2 pseudogenes are annotated in these 1835 nt (G+C 58.0%); one reads left to right on the top strand and one right to left on the bottom strand.

The features are described 5' to 3' along the window. Positions 1-234 precede the first annotated feature (234 nt). Positions 235-363: pseudogene (locus AC0L3P_RS39650) on the top strand (IS66 family transposase); the annotation flags it as partial. Positions 364-553: 190 nt separating this feature from the next. Here the strand turns inward: AC0L3P_RS39650 and AC0L3P_RS39645 are convergent. Next, a pseudogene (locus AC0L3P_RS39645) lies at positions 554-806 on the bottom strand (hypothetical protein); the annotation flags it as partial. Positions 807-1835: the final 1029 nt, after the last annotated feature.

The raw sequence follows: 1835 nt of genomic DNA, 5'->3' as shown, positions 1-1835 counted from the left end.
AGCGTGATAGAAAGTGATCAGGAGCGGTCAGTTTCCAACTAACAAACCGGCTCAAGTGGTCCCGTTCCGCGGGTCCACTTCATGAGCAACGATTTCAGAGCATCGTGAGCACCGATTTCAGGCGCAATCTCCCAACCCAGGTAGGTGCTTTGGCATTCCTTCTGACCAATGTCTCCGCCCTAAGGATTACCCGCAGCCCAACATCAATATTGGCGCTAGACGACAAAATCCCAAGCTCACCGTCACATCCGCTGGACGTTATCTCGCTGGCAGGGTGTGGCGCACTTTGTCGATGATGGCCGCATCGAGCTCGACAACAACATCATCGAACGTTCGATCCGTCTGATCACGCTCAACCGGAAAATGCGCTGTTCGCGAACGGAGCTTCGTTACGGCGCTCACTTGGCTTCGTCGTGCAGCATCGCAGTGGCGTCGTCTTCGCTCCCGCTTCCGTCGAACCGACGCTATCGAAGGCATCGGCGGCAGAGTCGCGGCTGGCACCGGCTCCTCGGTCGCGAGGACCTCAGGCAGCTCCCTTGCTTCGTTGCGCGGGTGCGGACCGAGCCTCCATGATCCCGAGAACCGCGCGTCCCTTCAGTGACGCGCCAGCCGCCGTTCATCCGCTCAATGAGTCCTTGGGAGAAGATGTCCAAGTTGGGCACGCGGACGGCCACCCGCTTCGTCCGTTCGGCCCAGTCCGGTCCGCTCGTGGCCAGAATCGCCATATCTCGCTTAAGATCCGCCATGGCGGCGAACCCGTCTGGGTAGCTGACCAGCACCTTGAGAACCGTCACCTGGAAGTTCACTGCCCCACCCGTACCCAGCTTCCGCGAACTACTCGCTCGATACCCTAGGGGACTTCGTGAACCTCTGTCGACTCACGCCTTTCATCCCATGGTTTCCGTCGGAGTGCGCGGTGAATAGATCCTTGCCGGACATGACAATGGCTGAAGATGCCAGGTCAGATGGTTCGTTGAACATGCACGCGGAGGCCGATCTCGTCAACCGTCGACCAACTCGCGAGACGAAGCATGAGATTCTGAAGCGCGTGACTGCCTCGGATAGAGTCCGATTGCGTCGTGCCGTACTGGTGCGGCGGCAAACGAACGAAAAAGATGCTAGGCTCGCGTGTTCGAACCTGCGAGACTCGATCACGCCTCGTGAATGTATCAGGCGAATCAGACCCTAACTGGCTGTCGGAGGAACGTGGATATTTGAATGGGTTGTCAACCGAACAGGATGTGAAGACTGGCAAAAACCAGAACAGACCCGCGCCAATGGTTAGAATACTTTATCGGTCAAACATGTTGCGCCTGTGCTGATAAAGTCTTGCCGATTATGGAAGGCGCAGGAGGATCGAAGCCCACTTTGCTGACTTTGCTGCCCCTCGGCCAAGAAGGTTGACGCCAACCATCCCACGGTCGCAAACAACGGTGTCCGCAGAAGCACGACTTGAACGGAGCTCGGAGCACTGACCTATGAACAAGCGCCCTCTTCACCGCATGCTGGGCAAACAGGAATTGACCCAGATCAATGCGGCTTAAACGATGGCGTGCTTGGCTTTGAGTCTTTCACAACGAGCAGCACATGACGCCACTCTCAGAACAGCTCGCCGACCTGGCGGCACGTGCAAAATGGGCCTTCTCAATCCCATCCGGCCAAAGCCGAAGCAGGCCGGCCGGGACCGAGTCTTGCGGGCGTCGCGGCAACGGGGGGTTCGAAGTGTAGACAGGAGCCATGCGGGGTGCGGGAATGAGTCTCGAAAGGTGGATGTTCGCGGAGGCCGAGTGTGTTCCCTAAACACGAAGGCAGCATGAGCATCGTCGTTATGCGAG

This window comes from Bradyrhizobium sp. WSM4874, assembly GCF_055811835.1.
This window is presented reverse-complemented; position numbering and strand designations above follow the sequence as displayed.